The sequence below is a fragment of the Mesorhizobium sp. C120A genome, from assembly GCF_030323105.1.
Classification (GTDB): domain Bacteria; phylum Pseudomonadota; class Alphaproteobacteria; order Rhizobiales; family Rhizobiaceae; genus Mesorhizobium.
This window is the reverse complement of record NZ_CP100476.1, coordinates 884,175-902,266: the sequence shown is the minus strand read 5'-3', so window position 1 is coordinate 902,266 and position 18,092 is coordinate 884,175. Positions and strand designations below refer to the sequence as shown.

General features: G+C 63.0%; 18 protein-coding genes. 5 read left to right on the top strand and 13 right to left on the bottom strand.

Features of this window, described 5'->3' with window-relative positions; all coding sequences use genetic code 11:
* Positions 1-43: 43 nt before the first annotated feature.
* The 11 genes from lpdA to mdh all read right to left on the bottom strand — a co-directional run bounded on the left by lpdA (position 44) and on the right by mdh (position 11,925).
* The gene (lpdA, locus tag NL532_RS04455) at positions 44-1,450 is read right to left on the bottom strand and encodes a dihydrolipoyl dehydrogenase (protein WP_023828732.1); all 1,407 of its coding nucleotides are present in this window, start codon (positions 1,448-1,450) and stop codon (positions 44-46) included.
* 23 nt (positions 1,451-1,473) lie between these two features.
* A complete protein-coding gene (locus tag NL532_RS04450; RefSeq protein ID WP_023826883.1) occupies positions 1,474-2,229 on the bottom strand; it encodes an SDR family oxidoreductase in 756 nt (251 codons plus the stop codon).
* Complete coding sequence (locus NL532_RS04445; protein ID WP_023828733.1) at positions 2,226-2,732, bottom strand: hypothetical protein; 507 nt, start codon at positions 2,730-2,732, stop codon at positions 2,226-2,228. Before NL532_RS04445 ends, NL532_RS04450 begins: the two co-directional genes overlap by 4 nt.
* Positions 2,729-3,466 (bottom strand): DUF4241 domain-containing protein, encoded by a 738-nt coding sequence (locus tag NL532_RS04440; RefSeq protein WP_031195599.1) that lies wholly within the window; start codon positions 3,464-3,466, stop codon positions 2,729-2,731. Before NL532_RS04440 ends, NL532_RS04445 begins: the two co-directional genes overlap by 4 nt.
* A gap of 16 nt (positions 3,467-3,482) precedes the next feature.
* Positions 3,483-4,775 carry a 2-oxoglutarate dehydrogenase complex dihydrolipoyllysine-residue succinyltransferase gene (odhB, locus tag NL532_RS04435; protein ID WP_023670535.1) on the bottom strand — a complete coding sequence of 431 codons (1,293 nt, stop codon included), beginning with the start codon at positions 4,773-4,775 and terminating at the stop codon, positions 3,483-3,485.
* Between the two features lie 48 nt (positions 4,776-4,823).
* Positions 4,824-7,811 (bottom strand): 2-oxoglutarate dehydrogenase E1 component, encoded by a 2,988-nt coding sequence (locus NL532_RS04430; protein WP_023670536.1) that lies wholly within the window; start codon positions 7,809-7,811, stop codon positions 4,824-4,826.
* A gap of 128 nt (positions 7,812-7,939) precedes the next feature.
* Entirely contained in the window at positions 7,940-8,845 is a 906-nt protein-coding gene (sucD, locus tag NL532_RS04425) for a succinate--CoA ligase subunit alpha (RefSeq protein WP_023687695.1), read from the bottom strand.
* 12 nt (positions 8,846-8,857) lie between these two features.
* Positions 8,858-9,349 carry a DUF1579 family protein gene (locus tag NL532_RS04420; protein ID WP_023687694.1) on the bottom strand — a complete coding sequence of 164 codons (492 nt, stop codon included), beginning with the start codon at positions 9,347-9,349 and terminating at the stop codon, positions 8,858-8,860.
* Between the two features lie 2 nt (positions 9,350-9,351).
* A complete protein-coding gene (locus NL532_RS04415; protein WP_023687693.1) occupies positions 9,352-9,723 on the bottom strand; it encodes a cupin domain-containing protein in 372 nt (123 codons plus the stop codon).
* 6 nt (positions 9,724-9,729) lie between these two features.
* Entirely contained in the window at positions 9,730-10,923 is a 1,194-nt protein-coding gene (gene sucC / locus NL532_RS04410; RefSeq protein ID WP_023687692.1) for an ADP-forming succinate--CoA ligase subunit beta, read from the bottom strand.
* Between the two features lie 33 nt (positions 10,924-10,956).
* Positions 10,957-11,925, bottom strand: a complete 969-nt coding sequence (gene mdh, locus NL532_RS04405) for a malate dehydrogenase (protein ID WP_023670541.1) — start codon at positions 11,923-11,925, stop codon at positions 10,957-10,959.
* A 233-nt stretch (positions 11,926-12,158) separates the two neighbouring features.
* On the opposite strand from mdh, the gene NL532_RS04400 reads away from it, so the two are divergent.
* Positions 12,159-12,587 carry a GNAT family N-acetyltransferase gene (locus tag NL532_RS04400; protein ID WP_023687691.1) on the top strand — a complete coding sequence of 143 codons (429 nt, stop codon included), beginning with the start codon at positions 12,159-12,161 and terminating at the stop codon, positions 12,585-12,587.
* A gap of 208 nt (positions 12,588-12,795) precedes the next feature.
* On the opposite strand, the gene zapE is transcribed toward NL532_RS04400, so the two are convergent.
* Positions 12,796-13,980 (bottom strand): cell division protein ZapE, encoded by a 1,185-nt coding sequence (gene zapE, locus NL532_RS04395; protein ID WP_023732883.1) that lies wholly within the window; start codon positions 13,978-13,980, stop codon positions 12,796-12,798.
* Between the two features lie 30 nt (positions 13,981-14,010).
* Entirely contained in the window at positions 14,011-14,550 is a 540-nt protein-coding gene (locus NL532_RS04390) for a protease inhibitor Inh/omp19 family protein (RefSeq protein WP_023687689.1), read from the bottom strand.
* A 376-nt stretch (positions 14,551-14,926) separates the two neighbouring features.
* On the opposite strand from NL532_RS04390, the gene NL532_RS04385 reads away from it, so the two are divergent.
* The 4 genes from NL532_RS04385 to mtaB all read left to right on the top strand — a co-directional run bounded on the left by NL532_RS04385 (position 14,927) and on the right by mtaB (position 18,092).
* Entirely contained in the window at positions 14,927-15,550 is a 624-nt protein-coding gene (locus NL532_RS04385) for a hypothetical protein (RefSeq protein WP_286487894.1), read from the top strand.
* A 94-nt stretch (positions 15,551-15,644) separates the two neighbouring features.
* Positions 15,645-15,806, top strand: a complete 162-nt coding sequence (locus tag NL532_RS04380; RefSeq protein ID WP_023683859.1) for a DUF1328 family protein — start codon at positions 15,645-15,647, stop codon at positions 15,804-15,806.
* 73 nt (positions 15,807-15,879) lie between these two features.
* A complete protein-coding gene (gene dapF, locus NL532_RS04375) occupies positions 15,880-16,764 on the top strand; it encodes a diaminopimelate epimerase (protein WP_023828736.1) in 885 nt (294 codons plus the stop codon).
* Positions 16,764-18,092, top strand: a complete 1,329-nt coding sequence (gene mtaB / locus NL532_RS04370; protein ID WP_031202901.1) for a tRNA (N(6)-L-threonylcarbamoyladenosine(37)-C(2))-methylthiotransferase MtaB — start codon at positions 16,764-16,766, stop codon at positions 18,090-18,092. Before dapF ends, mtaB begins: the two co-directional genes overlap by 1 nt.

Genomic DNA, 18,092 nt, shown 5'->3' with positions numbered 1-18,092 from the left:
TGGCCGGCAGGCCAGAGGGGGGTGCTGTCCCTCCAGCGTTTCCTTAAATATGGATCGGCTTGAAGAACGTCGCCAGCGCTGCTTCCTTCACCGCTTCCGACATTGTCGGATGCGCGTGGCAGGTGCGGGCGAGGTCTTCCGAGGAGCCGCCGAACTCCATCAGCACCGCCGCCTCATGGATCATCTCGCCGGCGCCGAAGCCGACAATGTGGACGCCGAGCACGCGGTCGCTGGCTTTGTCGGCGAGGATCTTCACGAAGCCGTCCGTGTGCAGCATGGCGCGCGCGCGGCCGTTGGCGGTGAACGGGAATTTGCCCATCTTGTAGTCGATGCCGGCCTTCCTCAGCTCTTCCTCTGTCTTGCCGACCGAAGCGATTTCCGGGCTGGTGTAGACGACGCTCGGAATGACGTCGTAATTCACATGGCCGGCCTGGCCGGCAATGGTCTCGGCCACCGCCACGCCTTCATCCTCGGCCTTGTGCGCCAGCATCGGCCCGGCGATGACGTCGCCAATGGCGTAGATGCCGGCCACGTTGGTCCTGAGATGCCCGTCGGTCTTGACCCGGCCGCGCTCGTCGACCTCGACGCCGGCTTCTTTCAACCCGAGGCTGTCGGAATAGGCCCGGCGTCCGGTCGAGATCAGCACCGCGTCGGCCTCGATGGTCTCGGCCGCACCACCCTTGACCAGCTCGAAGGTAACGGCGGCGCCCTTTTTGGCCTTGGTCACCCCTGTCACCTTGGCGCCGAGCTTGAACTCGAAACCCTGCTTGGAAAGCAGGCGCTGGAACTGCTTGGAGACCTCGCCGTCCATGCCGCCCAGGATGGTGTCGAGGAATTCGACCACGGTGACCTTGGCGCCGAGCCGTGCCCAGACCGAGCCGAGCTCCAGACCGATGACCCCACCGCCGACCACCACCAGATGTCCCGGCACTTTCTCCAGCGACAGCGCGCCGGTCGACGATACGATCACCTTCTCGTCGATGTCGACCTTGACGCCGGGAATGCCGGCGACATCGGAGCCCGTGGCAATAACGATATTTTTCGTCTCGATCTCCTCGACCTTGCCGTCCTCAGCCGTCACCAACACCTTGCCGGCCGCAACCACCTTCCCGGTGCCACGGAAACTATCGATCTTGTTTTTCTTGAACAGGAAGGCGACGCCACTGACGTTGGCCGAAACGGTCGCGTCCTTGTGCGCCATCATCTTCTTCAGATTGAGTTTCGGCGCCGGTATCTCGACGCCCAGCGCATCGAAGGAATGGCCGGCCTCGGCGAACATCTCCGAGGCATAAAGCAGCGCCTTGGATGGGATGCAGCCGATGTTCAGGCAGGTGCCGCCGAAAGTGGCATTCTTCTCGACCACCGCGACCTTGAGCCCGAGCTGTGCCGCCTTGATGGCACAGACATAGCCGCCCGGTCCCGACCCGATGATAACGACATCATAAGCCATGTTCGTTTCCCTTAGCTTGGGGCTCAGCGGCCGCCGCTTACATTCAGGATTGCGCCCGTCGTGTAGGACGCTTCATCCGACAAAAGATAGAGAACGGCATGCGCGACTTCATCCGCCGTGCCGGCTCGTTTCATCGGCAGCATGTCGCGGAACCGCTCGACCCGGTCCGGCTGGCCGCCCGAAGCGTGGATCTCGGTGTCGATGATGCCCGGCCGTATCGCATTGACCCGCACGCCTTCGGTCGCGACTTCGCGCGCCAGTCCGAGCGTGAAGGTGTCGATCGCCGCCTTGGACGCGGCATAGTCGACATATTCGCCGGGCGAGCCGTGTAGCGACGCAGCCGACGAGATGTTGACGATGGCGCCGCCCTGGCCGCCATGCTTGCTCGACATGCGCCGCACCGCTTCGCGGGCGCACAGAAACGAGCCGATGACATTGATGCGCATCATGCGCTCCAGCCGCGCCAGGCTCATCTCGTCGACACGCGCCTTGACGTCGACGATTCCGGCATTGTTGACCAGGGCGTCGAGCCGGCCATAGGCGCTATCGACGGCTTCGAACACGGCGACGATGTCAGCCTCGACGCCGACATCGCCCTTGACCGCTATCGCTTCACCGCCACCGGCCTCGATCTCGGCGACCAGCGCCTGGGCCGCGGCCTCGTTTGCGGCATAGTTGACCGCGACGCGGTAGCCGGCCTTCGCCGCAAGCCGGCAAGTGGCCGCACCAATGCCGCGGCCGCCGCCGGTGACCAGAAGAACTTTCTTCGCCGCGCTCATTCCTGGCAACCTTTCAGCAAAAACACATCCCACGGCAGTTTCGAAAAACCGATGGAGCCAAAGGCGGACGACATCTGCAACGATGGACCCAGATCGGGGAAGATCAGGCTCTGCGGCGCGTCCGTGCCTTCCGCCGCCAGGAGCGCGATGTTGCCCTTATCGTCGGCGCTGTAGATGACGCCATGCCAGACCGTGCAGGCGGCAAGCTCGTCACCGGTGACGTCGCCGGTCGGGCATTTGTACATCAGCGACCCTTGCGGTCGCGAAACACCGGAGGTCCACATCACAATGCCGTCGAGCACGATGCCCTTGTCGAGCACCATCTTGAACGAGTTGGTGACGGTGACCGCATCCGTCGTCGGCCGGAAATCAATGCCGGCCTCGCTTTCGGCATCGCCATAGACAGCAAGCGCCAGCGGGCAGGCGGCATGCGCCTCGTAACCCGCTGCGAGAACAGCCAGCCCGGCCATAAATCCGATCATTGGCGAAGCGATGTTTGTCATGAATTGCTCTGGCTGCTCTCGCGGCCGTCGGCGTTTTCGAGCACCTCGAAATCGGTCATCAAGACCAGCGGCTCGCCGGCCGCATCCAGTCCCCAGAAGGAATAATAGTTCCCATCACCGAAGCCAGTGTCGAACATGGCTATATTAAGCGGATTTCCATCAACCGGATTATCCATGCGGAACTTGTCGAACGAGCATGCAACGTCAGCAAGATAGCTGTCGAGTTCCTCCTGGTCGGACATCAGCGTCAGAACCGACTTGTCCATGAACGAAGCAACATTATCATCGACAATAAATCCAGACTTCCAGGACGATGTGCCGACGTCGCGGACGAAGGCAGCCAACTCCCACCGCACCGGCAAGCCAGTGCCAAACCGCAATACCGCTGCAGCAACACGGCCTTGCGCCTCAAGCAACGTGACTGGATAGCATCCCGGCCTGACCTTACGGCTAAACACAGGCCGTTCCAGCCCGGTAATCAGTGGATCGCAAGCGATGATTTCGCCGGTCGGTAGCTCAAGCTCACCGATCGCGGTGACGATGATCTTCCGCTCCGCCATTTCGGCTTCGCTGAGAGCGAAGACACCGAGATTGCTGCTCGCCGGCGCCGAATCCCATTCAGTCGATGTCGCCGGCGGAGAGATGGCGGCGGAAGCCGCCGGCCGGGAACGCCTCAATACGCTACCCGCTACTCGACCCAGCTTGAACCCAAACCGCGCCAGCCAGCCGCTCATGACGGATCAGCTCCGATCACAAATCAAGCACCAGCCGTTCCGGATCTTCCAGGCTGTCCTTGACGCGGACCAGGAAGGTCACGGCTTCCTTGCCGTCGACGATACGGTGATCGTAGCTCAGCGCCAAGTACATCATCGGCCGGATCACGATCTGGCCGCCGACCACGACCGGCCGGTCCTGGATCTTGTGCATGCCCAAAATGCCGGACTGCGGCGCATTGAGGATCGGCGTCGACATCAGTGAGCCGTAAACGCCGCCATTGGAGATGGTGAACGTACCACCCTGCATGTCGGCGACCGACAGCTTGCCGTCCCGCGCGGCAATGCCCAGCCGGCCGATATCCTTTTCGATCTCGGCAATCGACATTTGGTCGGCATTGCGCACCACCGGCACGACGAGACCCTTTTCGGTGCCGACGGCAACGCCGATATGGGCATAGTTCTTGAAGATGATGTCGGTGCCGTCGATCTCGGCATTGACCGAGGGGATTTCCTTCAATGCGTGCGTAACCGCTTTGGTGAAGAAGCCCATGAAGCCGAGCTTCACGCCGTGCTTCTTCTCGAAGATGTCCTTGTACTTGGTCCTGAGCGCCATCACCGCCGACATGTCGACCTCGTTGAAGGTGGTCAGCATGGCGGCGGTCGACTGCGCTTCCTTGAGCCGGCGCGCAATGGTCTGGCGCAGCTTGGTCATGCGCACGCGCTCCTCGCGCGACGCATCGTCGCCCGAGGACGGCGCACGCACGGCGACCGGAGCCGGTGCGGCCTTCGGAATTTCGGCCGGCTGCGACGGCGCGCCCTTGGAAATCGCGTCGAGCACGTCGCCCTTCAGCACCTGGCCGCGCTTGCCCGAGCCAGAAACCTGGTCGACCGACAGATTGTTCTCGGCGATCAGCTTTGCGGCAGCTGGCGCCGGCGGCATTGTGCGCGGCTCGACCGGCCCGGCATCGCCGGCTATCTTGGCGGTCTCGGCCGCGGCCTGCCTGGTCGTGTGCGCTGCGTCCGGGCTCGACGCCTGCGACACAGCTTGCGGCTTGGTCTCCTGCTTGGACGCCGGGGCGGCCGTGGCGACGCCTGCCGAGATCGAACCCAGCAACGCGCCGACGCCAACGGTCTCGCCTTCCTTGGCGGTGATCTCGCCCAGCGTGCCGGCGGCGGCGGCAGGCACCTCCACCGTCACCTTGTCGGTTTCGAGCTCGACCAGCGGCTCGTCGACGGCAATGGCATCGCCGACCTTCTTGAACCACTTGCCGATGGTCGCCTCGGTGACGGATTCGCCGAGAGTGGGAACGCGGATTTCGGTAGCCATTGTGCCTGTTCCGTTTCTTCTCTGTCTGTTCTATTCGCCGGGTTTGTTCTATTCGCCGAGCGCGTCTTCGAGCAGGGCGGCGAGCTGCGCCAAATGCTTCGACATCAAGCCGGTCGCCGGCGATGCCGCCGCAGGACGTCCGGTATAGCGCACCCGCTGGTGCTTGGCGTCGATATGCGCCAGCACCCATTCCAGATACGGATCGATGAACGACCAGGCGCCCATATTCTTGGGTTCCTCCTGGCACCACACCATCTCGGCATTGCGGAAGCGCGACAGTTCAGTGATCAGCGCCTTGGCCGGGAACGGATAGAGCTGTTCGACGCGCAAGAGATAGATGTCGTTGATGCCGCGCTTCTCGCGTTCCTCGTAGAGGTCATAATAGACCTTGCCCGAGCACAGCACGACGCGGCGGATTTTGGAATCCTTGGTGAGCTTGATCGCCTGGTTCTGCAACAGCTGGGCGTCGTCCCACAACAGCCGGTGGAACGAGCTTTCGCCCGAAATCTCCGGCAGCGTCGACACTGCCCGCTTGTGGCGCAGCAGCGACTTCGGCGTCATCAGGATCAGCGGCTTGCGGAAGTCGCGCTTCAGTTGCCGGCGCAATATGTGGAAGTAGTTTGCCGGCGTGGTGCAGTTGGCGACTTGCATATTGTCTTCGGCGCAGAGCTGCAGGAAACGCTCGAGCCGGGCCGAGGAATGTTCCGGCCCCTGGCCCTCATAGCCATGCGGCAGCAGGCAGACCAGGCCCGACATGCGCAGCCACTTGCGCTCGCCCGACGAGATAAACTGGTCGAACACCACCTGGGCGCCGTTGGCGAAATCGCCGAACTGCGCTTCCCAGAGCGTCAGCGCCTTAGGCTCGGCCAGGCTGTAGCCATACTCGAAGCCGAGCACCGCCTCTTCCGACAGCATCGAGTTGATGACTTCGTAGCCGGCCTGTGCGGCCGAGAGATTGTTGAGCGGGATGTAGCGGGTCTCGTCGCGCTGGTCGTAGAGCACGGAATGGCGCTGCGAGAAGGTGCCGCGTTCTGAATCCTGGCCGGAGAGCCGGATCGGATTGCCGTCGAGCAGGATGGCGCCGAAGGCCAGCGCCTCGGCCGTCGACCAGTCGATGCCTTCGCCGGAGTCGATCGCCTGGCGGCGGTTTTCGAGGAAGCGGATGATGGTCTTGTGCGCCTCGAAACCTTTCGGCACCTCGGTCAGTTTCTTGCCGATGTCCTTCAGCACCTTGACCGGCACGGCGGTCTTGCCGCGGCGCTGTTCGTCCTGGTTGTCGGCGGTGCGCAAACCAGACCAGGCGCCGTCCAGCCAGTCGGCCTTGTTGGGCTTGTAGTGCTGGCCGACTTCCCATTCGGACTCCAGATGGGCGCGCCAGTCGGCCTTCATCTTGTCGAGTTCGGCCTGGCTGATATGGCCCTCGGCGATCAGCCGGTCGCCATAGATCTGCACCGTCGTCTTGTGGTTGCGGATGTTGGCGTACATGATCGGCTGCGTGAAGGCCGGTTCGTCGCCCTCATTGTGGCCGAAGCGGCGATAGCAGAACATGTCCACCACCACCGGCTTGTGGAACTTCATGCGAAATTCGATCGCCACCTTGGTGGCATGCACCACCGCTTCCGGGTCGTCGCCATTGACGTGGAAGATCGGCGCCTCGATCATCTTGGCGACGTCGGACGGATAGGGCGACGAGCGCGAGAAGCGCGGATTGGTGGTGAAGCCGATCTGGTTGTTGATGATGAAATGCAGCGTGCCGGCGACGCGGTGGCCGCGCAGGCCCGACAGGCCGAGGATTTCGGCGATTACGCCCTGGCCAGCAAAGGCGGCGTCGCCATGCAGAAGCAGCGGCAGCACCTTGGCGCGCTCTTCCAGCGGCACGATCTCCTCGCGGCTGCGGCCGAACAGATAGTCCTGCTTGGCGCGCGCCTTGCCCATCACAACCGGATCGACGATTTCCAGATGCGAAGGATTGGCGGTCAGCGACAGATGCACCTTGTTGCCGTCGAATTCGCGGTCCGACGAGGCGCCGAGATGGTACTTGACGTCGCCCGAGCCCTCGACCTCGTCAGGAGCGGCCGAGCCGCCCTTGAATTCGTGGAAGATGGCGCGATGCGGTTTGGCCATCACCTGGGACAGCACGTTCAGCCGGCCGCGATGCGCCATGCCGAGCACGATCTCCTTCATGCCGAGCTGGCCGCCGCGCTTGATGATCTGCTCCAGCGCCGGGATCAGGCCTTCGCTGCCATCGAGGCCGAAGCGCTTGGTACCCTTGTACTTGACATCGATGAACTGCTCGAAGCCTTCGGCCTCGACCAGCTTCTGCAGGATCGCTTTTTTTCCCGTAGCGGTGAAGGAAATCTCCTTGTCGGCACCCTCGATGCGCGCCTGGATCCAGGCCTTCTCCTCGGGATCGGAAATGTGCATGAACTCGACACCGAGCGTCGAGCAATAGGTGCGGGTCAGGATCTCCAGCATCTGCCGGATGGTGCCGAATTCGAGGCCGAGCACATTGTCGAGGAAGATCGGCCGGTCGTAGTCGGCTGCGGTAAAACCGTAATTTTCCGGCGACAGCTCGTTATAGTCCTCAAGCGGCTTGGCGATGCCGAGCGGGTCGAGATTGGCGTGCAGATGGCCGCGCATGCGGAAGGCGCGGATCATCATGATGGCGCGCACCGAATCGCGCGTCGCCTGATGCACGTCGGCATCCGACAGCACGACGCCATTGGTGACCGCCTTGTCCTTGACCTTCTTTTCCAGATGCTTCTCGACGATGCCCCAATTGCCGTCCAGCGCCGACACCAGTTCGCCATTGGCCTGCAGCGGCCAGGACGGCTTTGCCCAGGAAGCGCCCTTGGCGTTCTTGCGCACATCGCCGGCGTCGTCCTTCAGCCCGGCGAAGAAGTCCTGCCATTCGGGGTTTACCGACTCTGGATCATCCTCATAGGAGGCGTACAGCGCGTCGATATAGTCGGCATTGCCGCCATACAGGAAAGAGGTGAGCGAAAATTGGTCGTTGGCCTGATCTTGTCTTGCCATTTTTGTCCGCGGAGCCTGGCTCCGTCTCCTTTTCAAAAGCGAATAGTGAGTAGCGAATAGCGAGTAGGGATTTTTCCCGGGTCGCGCCGTTACTCTCTTTTCCCTATTCGCTATTCACTACTCGCTACTCACTTGGCCTTGATCGCCTCGACCAGCGTCGTGCCCAGACGCGCCGGCGATGGCGATACTTTAATGCCGGCCGATTCCATCGCCGCGATCTTGTCTTCCGCGCCGCCCTTGCCGCCGGATATGACCGCGCCCGCATGGCCCATGGTGCGACCGGCCGGCGCGGTGCGCCCGGCGATGAAGCCGGCCATCGGTTTCCTGCGGCCGCGCTTGGCCTCGTCCTTGAGGAACTGCGCGGCGTCTTCCTCGGCCGAACCGCCGATCTCGCCGATCATGATGATCGACTTGGTCTCGTCGTCGGCGAGGAACATTTCGAGCATGTCGATGAACTCGGTGCCTTTGACGGGGTCGCCGCCGATACCGACGGCGGTGGTCTGGCCGAGGCCGACATTGGTGGTCTGGAACACTGCCTCATAGGTAAGCGTTCCCGAGCGCGAAACAACGCCGACCGAGCCCTTGCGGAAGATGTTGCCGGGCATGATACCGATCTTGCATTCGTCGGGGGTGAGCACGCCGGGGCAGTTCGGGCCGATCAGCCGCGAGGTCGAGCGGTCGAGCCGCGCCTTGACCCTAACCATGTCCATCACCGGAATGCCTTCGGTGATGCAGACGATCAGCGGGATCTCGGCTTCGATGGCTTCGAGGATGGCTTCGGCGGCGCCCGCCGGCGGCACATAGACCACCGAGGCATTGGCGCCGGTCTTTTCCTTGCCCTCGGCAACGGAACCGAAGATCGGCAGGTTTTCGCCCTTGGCGCCGGTCCAGGTCTCGCCACCCTTCTTGGGATGGATGCCGCCGACCATCCTGGTGCCGTGATAGGCCAAGGCCTGCTCGGTGTGGAACGTGCCGGTCTTGCCGGTCAGGCCCTGAACCAGCACCTTGGTGTTCTTGTCGATGAGAATGGACATCGGAGCCCTTTTCTAAAAACCGTTGATCGAGGAAGGCGAAACGCGCCGGTAGACGCCGCTCACCATGTCTTGCCAGCTGTCGCTGCCGGCAGGTTTGAAATGCAGTCGCATCCGGTAGGCATCGGGAGTGTCGAAAATATACGTCACGCGCGCTGAGCCGCGCGGCGATGACCGCTCCAGAATCAGTTCTGCGCCGTTCCATGCACCTGTGGCCGGCAAGGCCGGCATAAAACCCATGGAATCGAACTGGTGCATCGTGAAGAGCCTGTTTGGCTGGTCGAAGCCGAACACGCTGTGCGAGCCGAACGAGACCGTGCCGTCGCGGCGCTGGCGATAGCGCTGCACCACGAACAGGCCGCCGAACTGTGGCTCCGCCAGCACTTCCGACGTCGCCGGTCCACCATCGGCCCATTGTGTTTCCGCCACCTCTTCCTCGCCGCGCCACGCGCCGACCAGCGCCTGCAGGCGTTGGTGATCGGCCGAGAGCGAGGAGAAGGCGTTCATGGTCAGAGCCGCTTCAGGTCGGAGACGGTGAGGTCGCTCTTGGCGTTGCCGGTGTTGAGCGTCGTTGCCGGCTCGAACATCAGCACCACCGGCTCGGCGGTCAGCGACCGCGGCCGATGCTCGACGCCCTTCGGCACGACGATGAAATCACCCTCGCCGAGTTCGACCGGACCGTCACGGAAATCGATGGCGATCTTGCCCCGCAGGACGAGGAAGGCTTCGTCCTCATGCTCATGCGCGTGCCAGTCGAAGGTCCCGCCGAACTTGGCGACCTTCGCCTGGCTGTCATTGACGTCGCCGGCAATATGCGGATCGAAGACCTTGGTGATCGTTCGATCCGCCGCCTCGACCAGGTTTATCTTGCGCGGAGGCATTCGCCTTCAGCCCTTCACCGCCGCCACGATCTTCTTGGCTGCGTCGTCGAGATCGTCCGCCGACACCACGTTGAGGCCGCTGTCGTTGATGATCTTCTTGCCGAGTTCGGCATTGGTGCCTTCGAGGCGCACCACCAGCGGCACTTCCAGGCCGACTTCCTTGACCGCGGCAATCACGCCCTCGGCAATGATGTCGCACTTCATGATGCCGCCGAAGATGTTGATCAAGATGCCTTTGACCGCCGGATCCCGAGTGATGATCTTGAACGCCGCCGTCACCTTCTCCTTCGACGCGCCGCCGCCGACATCGAGGAAGTTGGCGGGCTCGGCGCCGTAGAGCTTGATGATGTCCATCGTCGCCATCGCGAGGCCGGCGCCATTGACCATGCAGCCGATATTGCCGTCGAGCGCGACATAGGCGAGGTCGTATTTCGACGCCTCGATCTCCTTCTCGTCCTCTTCGGTGGTGTCGCGCAATTCCATCAGTTCGGGGTGGCGAAACAGCGCGTTGTTGTCGAACGACACCTTGGCGTCCAGCACGCGCAGGCGGCCGTTTTTCATCACGATCAGCGGGTTGACCTCGAGCAGGCTCATGTCCTTCTCGACAAAGGCCTTGTAGAGGATCGGGAACAGCGTGCCGGCATCCTTGGCGGCATCGCCGGTGAGGCCCAGCGCTTCCACCAATATGTCGACGTCGATGGTCGTCACGCCGGCCAGCGGGTCGATGGCGCGGGTGATGATCTTTTCCGGCGTGTCGTGGGCGACGCCTTCAATGTCCATGCCGCCCTCGGTCGAGACGACGAAAGCGATGCGGCCGACCGAGCGGTCGACCAAAATCGACAGATAAAGCTCGCGATCGATGTCGGCGCCGTCCTCGATATAAAGGCGGTTGACCTGCTTGCCGGCCGGGCCGGTCTGCTTGGTGACCAGCGTGTGGCCGAGCATCTCATTGGCGTTGGCAACGACTTCGGCCACCGACTTCGCCAGCCGCACGCCCCCCTTGGCGTCGGGCGACAGTTCCTTGAACTTGCCCTTGCCGCGGCCGCCGGCATGGATCTGGCTCTTCACCACATAGAGCGGACCGGGCAGCGCTTGTGCCGCGGCTTCCGCCTCGCTTGCCTTGAACACCGGCACGCCCTCGGCCACCGGCGCACCAAACGACTTCAGCAGCGCCTTGCCTTGATATTCATGGATGTTCATCTGGATGGTCTCCGGATCGGCTGCTTTGGGGGATTACTTCGAGGCGAGGTGCGGGGCGATCTTGACGCAAGCCTCGGTCAGGCCCTGCACTGTCGCCACCGAAGCGTCGAACATCTTCTGCTCGGCCTTGTTGAGGTCGATCTCGATGATGCGCTCGACGCCGCCGGCGCCGATGACAACGGGAACGCCGACATAGGTGCCCTTGACGCCATACTGGCCCGAGAGATGCGCCGCACAAGGCAGCACGCGCTTCTTGTCCTTGAGATAGGATTCGGCCATCGAAATTGCGGAAGCCGCCGGCGCGTAGAAGGCCGAGCCGGTCTTCAAGAGGCCAACGATCTCGGCGCCGCCGTCACGGGTGCGCTGGACGATCTGGTCGAGCTTTTCCTTCGAGGTCCAGCCCATCTTGATGAGGTCCGGCAGCGGAATGCCCGACACCGTGGAATAGCGGATCATCGGCACCATGGAATCGCCATGGCCACCGAGCACGAAGGCGGTGACGTCCTCGACCGAGACCTTGAACTCCTCGGCGAGGAAATAGCGGAAGCGCGCGCTGTCGAGCACGCCGGCCATGCCGACGACATGGGTCTTGGGCAGGCCCGAAAACTTCTGCAGCGCCCAGACCATGGCGTCGAGCGGGTTGGTGATGCAGATGACGAAGGCCTTGGGCGCGTATTTCTTCAGCCCGGCGCCGACCTGTTCCATGACCTTGAGGTTGATGCCGAGCAGATCGTCGCGGCTCATACCCGGCTTGCGCGGCACGCCGGCAGTGACGATGCAGACATCGGCGCCCTCGATCCCGGCATAATCATTGACCCCGGTCAGCCGGGAGTCAAAACCATCGACCGGCGAAGACTGCGCGATATCGAGCCCCTTGCCTTGCGGGATGCCCTCGGCAATATCGAACAGCACCACGTCGCCGAGGTCCTTGAGGCCGATCATGTGAGCGAGCGTGCCGCCGATCATGCCGGAGCCGATGAGCGCTATCTTGTTGCGTGCCATGTGAGGAAATTTTCCCTTTGTCTGTGACGACGCCCAAATCTCTGGCGATCTGGTTGACGGCGTCGAGGAAGAGGCCGGAATGCTGTGGTGTCAGCGGATTTCGCCGCATCCAGTAGCCCTGGTGGAAAATATATTCAATCGATTATTTTCGAGTGAATAATTTCAATCGGTTAGAAACATTGGGATTTACGTAAACGTCAAAGTTTGTAAGCCGACTTGAGAGATTTTACACAATGAACGTGGAAATCAGAAGACTATATCCAGGCGATGACGCCCTTGTGAAGCGCATCGCCGAAGACGTGTTCGATGAACCGGTACGGGCCGACAGACTGTCCGCCTACCTCGCCTCCTCAGGTCATATGATGATTGTGGCACTGGCCGATGGCGTCGTCGTCGGCCAGTGTGCTGCCGTCATCCACCGCCACCTGGACAAGGTCAGCGAACTCTACATCGACGAGGTCGGCGTCTCACCCGCCTACCAGCGCCATGGCATCGCGCGAAAGATGCTCGACGCCATGTTCGCGCTCGGCCGCGAGCAGGGATGCGGCGAAGCCTGGGTCGGCACCGAACCGGACAATGTGCCAGCGCGCGCGCTTTATGAATCGCGCAAGGAGGTGCATGGGCCGGCGGAGTCGTTTGTGATGTATGTGTACGAGCTTTAGGCGTCGGCGGGACAGCGCCCCCCTCTGCCGTGCCAGGCATCTCCCCCACGAGGGGGGAGATCGGACGTCACGCGACCTTTCGCCAATCTCCAATGGCCGCAGGAATGAGCGGAGCGCCGAAACCGCCAATCTCCCCCCGTGTGGGGGAGATGTCCGGCAGGACAGAGGGGGGCGCGAAGGATCACTACATAATGACCTCTTGGAACCCTCAGACCTGCGCTTCCGCGTTGTCCTTCTGCCGTTCCGCCCAGTCCTCCAGCCAGTCGCGGCTTTGCATCTCGATCAGCCGCGAGGCGGTGCGTTCGAATTCGAACACCTCGACGCCGCGCCTGGCCGTGTAAAGCTCAGGCGGGGGAGCCTCAGCGCTCACCACCAGCCGCGTGTGATGATCGTAGAGCGTGTCGATCAACAGGATGAAGCGCTTGGCCTCGTTGCGCTTGCCTTCGCCCAGCACCGGCACGTGATCGATGAAGACGGTCGAGAAGCGGCCGGCAATGGCCAGGAAATCGCGTGCGCCGAGCGGCTTTTCGCAGAGGTCGGCGAAGGAAAACCGCGCTGCATCCCCGGCGGCAGCCGGTATCCTCACTTGCCGCCCCTTGAGCGTCAGCGAGGTCTCGGCCGTCAGCGCTCCACGCGTCATCGCCTGCCAGGCCTCGTCGAGCACACGGTCGGCTTCGGCATCCGCCGGGGTGACATAAACCGGCGTGCGGGCGAGCTTTTCCAGCCTGTAGTCCTTGTCGGCATCAAGCGTCAGCACATGGGCGTGGCGCTCGAGAATGCTGATGAAGGGCAGGAAAAGCTGGCGGTTCAGCCCGTCGCGATAAAGGTCCTGCGGCGCGACATTCGAGGTGGCGACCAGAACCACGCCATTGGCGAACAGCGCCGAAAACAGCCGCGACAGGACCATCGCATCGGCAATGTCGGTGACCGAAAACTCATCGAAGCACAGCACCCAGGCCTGTTCGGCAAGCTGAAGCGCGACCGGCGGGATCGGGTCGTCCTCCTTGACGTCGCCGTTCTTGCGCGCCTGCCGGTGCTTCTGGATGCGGTCCTGCACATCGGCCATGAAGTCGTTGAAATGAACGCGGCGCTTGCGCCTGACCGGCAACAGCTCGAAGAACATATCCATCAGCATGGTCTTGCCCCGACCGACGCCGCCATGAATGTAGAGGCCCTTGACGACCTCGCGCGTCTCGCGCTTGCGGGCAAACAGCCAGCCGAGCGCGCTCGACTTGTGCGCCAGCCGCTTGACCGAGATCTCGTCGGTCAGCCGGTCGAGCGCGGCGGCGATGCGCTCCTGCGCCGCATCGCGCTCGATGGCGCCGGTTGCGACCAGATGGTCGTAGCGCTGCCTGACGGTCGCATGGGTCTGGAGGCCGTCACGCAGATGCATCGGTCACGTCGCTGTCTAGGGATAGGCAGCCTATCTTGTAAGCGATATCGGCAAGCCGTTGGTAGTCTGGCCGTCGAATTTCGAACCGCCCGAGGAATAGAGCCGCGCCAGCGTGCCGCCATTCTCGTCATAGAGCGTCAGCTGCTTGCCGGCGACGTTCCACGATTTGATGCCGTCGATGGGCGGCGGGCAATGCAGCGGCCCGGCGCGGAAGCCGGCGCCGAATTTGGTCTGCGGCGTCGCCACCTTGCAGCTCTGTCCGGACACGCTGGCGTTCCAGACGCCGGCAACGCTCGCAGCGGTAAGGTCGGAGGCTCCGGCCGGCGCCGATCCGTCCGGCGGCAGCGAGGCGACCTGCGCGCCTGCCGGCGCGGTGGGGAATTGCGATGGGTCGGTGGTGCCCGGCGCTGCCGGGGGCGGCAGTTGGCTTCCGCTCACCGTGCCGGCGGGCGCGGGCTGCAGCGGGGCGGGCTGCTGGTCATCCATCGATGAAAAACGCGAGGTCGAACAGCCGCTCGCAACGAGCGCTGCCAGCGATACGGCCATCAGCCCGCTTCTCGAAAAAATCATTCCAACCTCCGTCGGATCCGGCTGGGGGGAAGCCGTCCGCACAATCTCACCCCTCACCAAGATGGAGAAGGTGGCGAAATTTCAACCCGATATGGTTAAAATAGGGTTTGCACCACGAATTGTTGTAAATTTGTCGCAAAATGGCTGGCGGACAAAAGGCATGTCTTCGCTCTAGCGCGGTTCCAACCGGTACATTGGTTGCGAAAGCGGCACCGGAGCCCGCAGCAGGTCGGCGCATCGGCGATCGAGCGCAACTGCCGGCGCAAAACTGACTGAAGCGCTTGAGGCGCAAGGCCTGGCGCGTGAGCGGTTTCGCGCCTTGCGTCCGGGCGAGGTTTGGGACGTTCCCGAGATCGAGCGCGGCTGGAGTCTGCATTTGGCCGTTTACGACACTGCCATTTTAGCCGATGGTCTATCGCAACAGGGGGAACAGATGAAATCAATCTTGGCAGTTTTGATCGCGCTGGTAATTTCGACGCCGGCCGCTTTCGCGGGTGAAATCACCGATCGCGCCGCTGAAGCCGAAAAGGCACTGCAGGCGGGTGATGGCGCCGGCGCGCTGGACAAATTCCGCAGCGCCGAGGACGCTCTGTGGCAAGCGATGCCGCTTGGCGTGCAAAATGTGAAGCATATCATGTCGGCCAGCGGGTTCGGCGCCTACGCCGAGCGCCCGAACCATGTCTACAAGCCGGGCGAAGAGGTTGTGCTTTATATGGAGCCGGTCGGTTACGGCTACGGCTCGGATGGGCTCGGCAACAACCAGATCGCGCTTTACGTTGACCTTACTGTGCTTTCCCAGTCGGGCGAGAAGCTGGGAACCGTCGAAAAGCTTGGCCGGGTCCAGCTCGCCTCGCGCTCGCATAACCGAGAGATGTTCTTCAAATTAAACGTCTCCCTGGATGGCGTTCCCCCCGGCAAATACCGAGCGGATTTCCTCATGCATGACGAGAACTCGCAAAAGACGGCGCCTTTCACGACCGACTTCGAGATTGCCGAATAGCGCGCCCAGTCGGAGAGAGCCTCGCGGCAAGAGGGAACCAGAGCGCGGCAGATGCGTTCTTAGGCCGCTGCAGTCAATTTGCGAGGCATTGTCCATGATCAAATGGATCATCATTCTTCTCATCGTTGCTGCCGCCGCCAGCCTGCTCGGCATGCCGGCGCTGGCCGGTGCCGCCGCCACCGGCGCGCGCGTGCTGATCGGCATCGTTCTCGTCATCTTCCTGCTGATCGTGCTAGGCGTTTTCGCGGTAACCTAGACGCAGCCCACACTGGTAATTCCCGCCCGTTTCCGCCATATAGCGGCGAAACGTACAGGAATTACCTCAGATCATGGCAGGCACTGCCCCCTTCGCCAAGATGAACGGCATCGGCAACGAAATCATCGTCGCCGACATGCGTGGCCGTGCCGATAGGGTCACGGCGGCGTCGGCTGTCGCGCTGAACGCCGATGCGGCGACCAGGTTCGACCAGATCATGGCGATCCACGATTCGCGCACGCCGGGCACCGCCTTTTACATCGACATTTTGAATTCCGACGGCTCGGGCGCGCAGGCCTGCGGCAACGGCATGCGCTGTGTCGTCCAGGCGCTGGCCGCCGAAACCGGCCAGAAGACTTTCACCTTCGAGACCCGCGCCGGCATCCTCAACGCCGTCGAACATGCCGACGGCACCATCTCGGTCGACATGGGCACTCCGCGCTTTGGCTGGCAGGACATTCCGCTGGCCGAGGAATTCCGCGACACCCGCATGATCGAGTTGCAGATCGGCCCCATCGACGCGCCGGTGCTGCATTCGCCTTCGGCTCTCTCGATGGGCAACCCTCACGCTATCTTCTGGGTCGACAACGATGTCTGGTCCTACGAACTCGAGCGTTTCGGCCCGCTGCTCGAAAACCATCCGATCTTCCCCGAGCGCGCCAACATCACTATCGCCCAGGTAACGTCGCCGGAGACGATGATCATCCGCACCTGGGAGCGCGGCGCCGGCCTGACCAAGGCCTGCGGCTCGGCCGCTTGCGCTTCCGTCGTCGCCGCTGCCCGCACCCGGCGCACCGGCCGCAGCGTTACGCTGATGACGCCCGGCGGCGGCTCGCTGCATGTGGAATGGCGCGACGACGACCACGTCATCCTGACCGGCGCTGCCGAATGGGAATTTTCCGGCAGTTTCGATCCGTCGACCGGCACCTGGGCCCGCGACACCGAAAGCGCGGCCTGATGTCTGCACTTGCCGATACCAAGGGCCTCAACTCCCAAGGCATAGACGTCGTCACCTTCGGCTGCCGTCTCAACACCTATGAATCCGAGGTGATGCGGCGCGAGGCCGAAAGTGCCGGCCTCGGCGCGCTCAAAGGCGGGGCTATCATCTTCAACACCTGCGCCGTCACTTCGGAAGCGGTGCGCCAGGCCAGGCAGTCGATCCGCAAAGCCCGCCGCGAAAACCCGGCGGCGCGCATCATCGTCACCGGCTGCGCCGCGCAGACCGAACCGCAGAATTTTGCCGCCATGCACGAGGTCGACCTCGTGCTCGGCAATGAGGAGAAGCTGAAGGCGAACTCCTATCGCGCGCTGCCGGATTTCGGCGTCAACGACACCGAAAAGGCGCGCGTCAACGACATCTTCTCGGTGCGCGAGACCGCCGGCCACATGGTCGACGCCATTGAGGGCCGGGCGCGTGCTTTCGTCCAGGTGCAGAACGGCTGCGACCATCGCTGCACCTTCTGCATCATCCCCTATGGCCGCGGCAACTCACGCTCGGTGCCGATGGGCGCCGTGGTCGAGCAGGTCAAGCGTCTGGCCGGCAACGGCTATGCCGAGATCGTGCTGACCGGCGTCGACATGACCAGCTTCGGCGCCGACCTGCCGGGCGCGCCGAAGCTGGGAAAGCTGGTGAAGACCATCCTGAAGCAGGTGCCTGATGTGAAGCGGCTGCGGCTGTCCTCAATCGATTCGATCGAGGCCGACGACGATCTGCTCGACGCCATCGCCACCGAACCCAGGCTGATGCCGCATCTGCATCTGTCGCTGCAGTCGGGCGACGACATGATCTTGAAGCGCATGAAGCGCAGGCATTTGCGCGACCAGTCGATCCGCTTCTGCGAGGATGTGCGCAAGCTGCGCCCCGAAATCGTCTTCGGCGCCGACATCATCGCCGGCTTCCCGACCGAGACCGAGGAAATGTTTCAGAATTCGATAAAGATCGTCGAGGAATGTGGGCTGACGCACCTGCATGTCTTCCCGTTTTCGCCGCGCGAAGGCACGCCCGCCGCGCGCATGCCGCAGGTCCGCCGCGAATTGGTCAAGCAGCGCGCGGCCCAGCTGCGCGCCGCTGGTGAGGCTGCGTATCGCCGCCATCTGTCGTCCCTCCCGGGAACGCGCCAAACGATCCTTATCGAGCGCGACGGCCTCGGCCGCACCGAAGGGTTCACGCTTGCCGCGCTCGGCACAGGCGCGCCGGGCGAGATCGTCGAGGCAGACATCACCGGCCATGACGGCGTGCGCCTGATAGCGGCCCCGCTCACTGCCCGCGCCGCCTGCGACGATTGA